At 71.1% G+C, this 3,900-nt stretch carries 8 protein-coding genes; 5 read left to right on the top strand and 3 right to left on the bottom strand.

The genetic code is table 11. The features are described 5' to 3' along the window. Positions 1 to 607, top strand: a 607-nt coding sequence (locus VR44_RS27775; RefSeq protein ID WP_045950357.1) for a hypothetical protein, incomplete at its 5' end; no start/stop codon positions are given. Between the two features lie 28 nt (positions 608 to 635). Here the strand turns inward: VR44_RS27775 and VR44_RS27770 are convergent. Then, positions 636 to 830 (bottom strand): hypothetical protein, encoded by a 195-nt coding sequence (locus VR44_RS27770; RefSeq protein WP_045950356.1) that lies wholly within the window; start codon positions 828 to 830, stop codon positions 636 to 638. An 88-nt stretch (positions 831 to 918) separates the two neighbouring features. Beyond that, the gene (locus VR44_RS27765) at positions 919 to 1,275 is read right to left on the bottom strand and encodes a winged helix-turn-helix transcriptional regulator (protein ID WP_045950355.1); all 357 of its coding nucleotides are present in this window, start codon (positions 1,273 to 1,275) and stop codon (positions 919 to 921) included. An 85-nt stretch (positions 1,276 to 1,360) separates the two neighbouring features. Between VR44_RS27765 and VR44_RS27760 the strand changes: the two genes are divergently transcribed. The 4 genes from VR44_RS27760 (at position 1,361) to VR44_RS27745 (ending at position 3,121) form a co-directional block, all read left to right on the top strand. Beyond that, positions 1,361 to 1,654, top strand: a complete 294-nt coding sequence (locus VR44_RS27760) for a DUF1330 domain-containing protein (protein ID WP_045950354.1) — start codon at positions 1,361 to 1,363, stop codon at positions 1,652 to 1,654. A gap of 88 nt (positions 1,655 to 1,742) precedes the next feature. Then, positions 1,743 to 2,234: a DUF2975 domain-containing protein gene (locus tag VR44_RS27755; protein ID WP_045950353.1), complete on the top strand. Its 492-nt coding sequence runs from the start codon at positions 1,743 to 1,745 to the stop codon at positions 2,232 to 2,234. Then, the gene (locus VR44_RS27750; protein WP_045950352.1) at positions 2,234 to 2,458 is read left to right on the top strand and encodes a helix-turn-helix domain-containing protein; all 225 of its coding nucleotides are present in this window, start codon (positions 2,234 to 2,236) and stop codon (positions 2,456 to 2,458) included. The genes VR44_RS27755 and VR44_RS27750 overlap by 1 nt, the downstream gene beginning before the upstream one ends. Positions 2,459 to 2,611: 153 nt before the next feature. Beyond that, positions 2,612 to 3,121 carry a RidA family protein gene (locus VR44_RS27745; RefSeq protein WP_052713859.1) on the top strand — a complete coding sequence of 170 codons (510 nt, stop codon included), beginning with the start codon at positions 2,612 to 2,614 and terminating at the stop codon, positions 3,119 to 3,121. Between the two features lie 142 nt (positions 3,122 to 3,263). Here the strand turns inward: VR44_RS27745 and VR44_RS27740 are convergent. Beyond that, positions 3,264 to 3,900, bottom strand: a 637-nt coding sequence (locus tag VR44_RS27740) for a proprotein convertase P-domain-containing protein (protein WP_045950351.1), incomplete at its 5' end; no start/stop codon positions are given.

Below are 3,900 nucleotides of genomic sequence, written 5' to 3'. Positions count from 1 at the left end.
CGGCTACGCCGTCACCCCGGAGCGGCGCGCCGGCGCCGTCGCCGACACCTTCCTCGGCGAGGGTGCCGGGTGCGTCACGGCACTGGTGCTGCTCGCACTGATCGGCCTCTACAGCCTGCTCAAGAAGACCGGAGCGCCGGAGGCCGCCCTCACGGCCTGCATCGTGCTGTTCCTCGCCGCGCTCTGCTACGGGGCCCTGATCGCGCTGGTGCAGTGGGCGAGCGGAGTGGTCGTGGACGTCCTGATCGTCCTGCTGGCCGTGCTGACGCTCCCGGGGCTGCTGTTCCCGGGATACCGGCGGGCGCTGCGGCGCCGCATGGGCGGCGGAGGTCCCGAGACCGAACGGGGCTGGGTGCCCGCCACGGCCCTCGCCGGAGTCTGGTACCAGCCCGACCCCCGGGGCGGCGACGTGGTGACGGTGCGGCTCGCCGACGGATCGGTCACCGCGTTCGTTCCCGCGCCGGACCGGGCCCGCGACCTGTACGACCGCTTCGACGCCCTGCTCCGCAGCACCCGGCCGGCCCCCTGGCCCCCGCAGCAGCCCCAGCCCTGGCAGGGTCACCAGCCGCACCAGCCCTACCCGTACCCGGGCCACCCCCGCTCCTGACGCCGGGCCGGCTGCACCAGCACGCCGCTCAGGTGGCGGGCAGGCGCATGCCGAGCCGTGCGCCGAGGGCGCGGGCGGTGGTGCGCACCTCCTCACCGGTCTCGCCGTCGGCGACGGCCCCGAGTACGGCCAGCGCCAGCACGGCCTCGCGATAGGGGCCGGTGTCGGCGTCCGCGTCGAATTCCTCGGCCACGATGTCGGTGTAGAGGTCGTCAAGTGTCACACGGGCCCAACGCTCGGGCCGCCCCCCGGTTACTGGCGCCGGCCCGCTCGGTCCGCGGGAGCGGACCGGACCCCTGGCCGGGCGGTGGTCATTCCGGCCCTCCTTCCGTCGCGGGCCCCATTTCCTCGGCCCAGCGACGGCTCCAGGCACCCAGCGGCTTCAGTGCTTCGACAAGGCCCTGGCCGAGCGGGGTGAGGTGGTAGCCGTCGCCGTCCAGGGCGAGCAGGCGGGCGTCGGTCAGCTCCTCGATCCGGGTGCTGAGCACGCTGGAGGACATGCGCTCGCACCGGCGCTGCAGTTCACGGAAGCCGGCCGGCGCCTGACTCAGTTCCCACAGGATCCGCATCGTCCAACGCCGTCCGAGCAGGTCGAGTGCGGCCATCACCGGCCGACCCGATCCGGACCCCCGTACGGGCACACCCGGACGTGGAGCTCTGGCTTCCATACCCACTCCTTGCGCTTCGGTTCTCGAAGCATCATAGTGATTCGAAAATCGAAGCAGGAGGGCTCGTCCCCGCACTGGAGGTTCCATGCCCAAGGCCTACTGGGTCAGCGTCTACCGCACCATTTCAGACCCCGAGAAGCTCGCTGCCTACGACAAGCTGGCCGGTCCGGCCGTGGAGGCGGGGGGCGGCCGGGTCTTCGTCCGTGGTGGCCGGGCCGTGGCGTACGACGCCGGAATCGCCGAGCGCACCATCCTGATCGAGTTCGACAGCTTCGAGCAGGCCGTGGCGGCGCGCGAGAGCGAGGCCTACCAGGAGGCGCTGGCCGTCCTCTCCGACGCCGTCGAGCGCGACTTCCGCATCGTCGAAGGCGTCGACTGACCGGCCCGCGGGCGCCGAAAGCACCCCCCATTGCCTCGCCTATCGAAATTCGATAGATTTCCATCGTGAGTCGATGGAAGGATGGGTCATGGGAAAGCTGACAGTGGGGGCGCTGCGTGCCGTGCTCGGGGTGGTGCTCGCCGGTACCGCCTTCGTACAGGCGTTGATGGTGTGGACGTTGGTCAGCGGGAGCGACCCGGAGGACGGGTCGATGCCGCTGACCGCGCTGCGCGTGGTCACGGTCCTGGGCATGGTGTCGGTCCAGGTCGCCCTCGTCTGCGTATGGCGGCTGGTCACCATGGTGCGACGCGGAACCGTGTTCTCCCACGCCGCCTTCCGGTACGTGGACGGTGTGATCGGTGCGATCGTCGCGGCCGCCCTCGTGTGGTTCTCGGTGACGGCCATCAACGCGCCCGGTCAGCGGGAGGACCCGGGTGTCACCGTCATCATGGGCGGGGTCGGCGTGGCCATCCTGGGGGTCGCGCTCATCGTGCTCGTCCTGCGGATGCTGCTCGCCCAGGCCGTCGCCCGGGACGCCGAAGCCACGCAGATGCGGGCCGAGCTGGACGAGGTGATCTGATGCCGATCGCCGTCGACATCGACGTGATGCTGGCCCGGCGGAAGATGTCCGTGGGCGAGCTGGCGGACCGCGTCGGCATCACGCCCGCCAACCTGGCGGTACTGAAGAACGGCCGGGCCAAGGCGGTGCGCTTCGCGACGCTCGCCGCACTCTGCGAGGTCCTCGAATGCCAGCCCGGCGACCTGCTGCGCTGGGAGGCCGAGGACGCCGCCGCGGCCGGATGAAGCCCCGGGCGTCGCCCCCTCACCCCCCCGCCCGGACGCGGCCGGACCTCCGGCGCGGCGTGACGGCCGCTCGATTCCCGTACGAGGAGTTCTCCTTCCCCCCGTGACAGCGTCGTTGCTCCAGGCTCCACCGGGGACGAAGGGACACAGGGAATGAGCAAGGCAGGGCGCAGGGCCGGCATCGGTGCCGTGGTGGCCGCGATCGTGGCCGCGATGATCACCTTCACGGGCCCGCAGGGTGCCAGCGCGCAGGACCAGGCGCGCCGCGGCTGGGACCACTTCGGGTTCGGGGTGCCGTGGGAGGAGTCCTACGGGTACTCGCAGGGCATCAGGGCCGGGGACACCGTCTACATCTCGGGGCAGGTGTCCCACGACGAGGCCGGGAACTTCGTCGGCGCCGGCGACTTCGAACTGCAGGTGCGCACGGCGTTCGCCAACCTGGACAAGGTCCTCGCGCACTACCGGGTCCCGCGCAGCCAGATCATCAGCATGAAGATCTTCACCAAGGACCTCCGCCAGAACTTCGACACGGCCGCCAGGCTGCACAAGGAGTACGTCGGCAACCACCGCACGACGGACACCATCGTGGGCGTCAGCGACATGTCGGTCCCCGAGCAGCTCGTGGAGATCGAGGCCATCGTCCAGGTCTCGCCGCGCTCCTGACCCGCCGGACGGACCCTCGCGGCGCCTCCTGGGAGGCCGCCGCGAGCCCATCGTTCCTGGCCGCGCCGGCCGGACGCACGGGTGCCCGGAGCCTCGAAGGCTCCGGGCACCCGTCTTCGGATCACGGCCGGGCGGCCGCCGGTCAGAAGGTGAGCTTGAAGTCGGTGATCGTGCCGGTGTCAGCGGCGGCCTTGTCCTGGACCTTCAGCTTCCAGGTGCCGTTGGCCGGAACGGCCGAGGCGTTCACCGTGTAGGTCTTGTCCAGGTTCGCCGTGGAGTCGGACGAGGAGTTCTGCAGGCGGAACGAGGTCCCGTTCGGGGCCACGAGGTCGATCTGCAGGTCACCGATGTAGGTGTGGGTGATCTTCACGCCGACCTTGAGGGTGCTCGGCGCGTTGCCGGTGATCCCGGTGACGTTGACCGACGAGGTGACGGCCGGGCCGGGGGAGTCCGGGATGGCCACGCGGGTCGTGCTCTCGAAGACGTTCCCCGGGGTCGGGGTACCGCCGCCCGAACGGGCGCCGACGTTGACGGCGGCCCAGGCGTCGGTGACGGCGTTGACCTCGGCGCTGCCGGCCCCGTACAGGTCGGTCGCCGCGGCGATCGTGCCCTCACGGGCACCCGCGTAGTCCGTGGTCGAGTTGAACTTGGTGGTGAGGGCCTTGTACCAGATGAGCTGGGCCTTGTCCCGGCCGATGCCGGTGACGGGCAGGCCGTCGGAGGTCGGCGAGTCGTAGTTCACGCCGTTGATCGTCTTGGCGCCGGAGCCCTCGGAGGCC

The sequence above is a fragment of the Streptomyces katrae genome (assembly GCF_000966975.1).
Classification (GTDB): Bacteria; Actinomycetota; Actinomycetes; order Streptomycetales; family Streptomycetaceae; genus Streptomyces; species Streptomyces katrae.
The sequence above is the reverse complement of the archived record's forward strand: the minus strand, read 5'-3'. Positions and strand labels throughout refer to the sequence as shown.

Coding starts and splice junctions, on each gene's coding strand:
- VR44_RS27755 (WP_045950353.1), top strand. CDS start 1,743: ATGGGAAAGCTGACAGTGGGGGCGCTGCGTGCCGTGCTCGGGGTGGTG.
- VR44_RS27765 (WP_045950355.1), bottom strand. CDS start 1,275: ATGGAAGCCAGAGCTCCACGTCCGGGTGTGCCCGTACGGGGGTCCGGA.
- VR44_RS27750 (WP_045950352.1), top strand. CDS start 2,234: ATGCCGATCGCCGTCGACATCGACGTGATGCTGGCCCGGCGGAAGATG.
- VR44_RS27760 (WP_045950354.1), top strand. CDS start 1,361: ATGCCCAAGGCCTACTGGGTCAGCGTCTACCGCACCATTTCAGACCCC.
- VR44_RS27745 (WP_052713859.1), top strand. CDS start 2,612: ATGAGCAAGGCAGGGCGCAGGGCCGGCATCGGTGCCGTGGTGGCCGCG.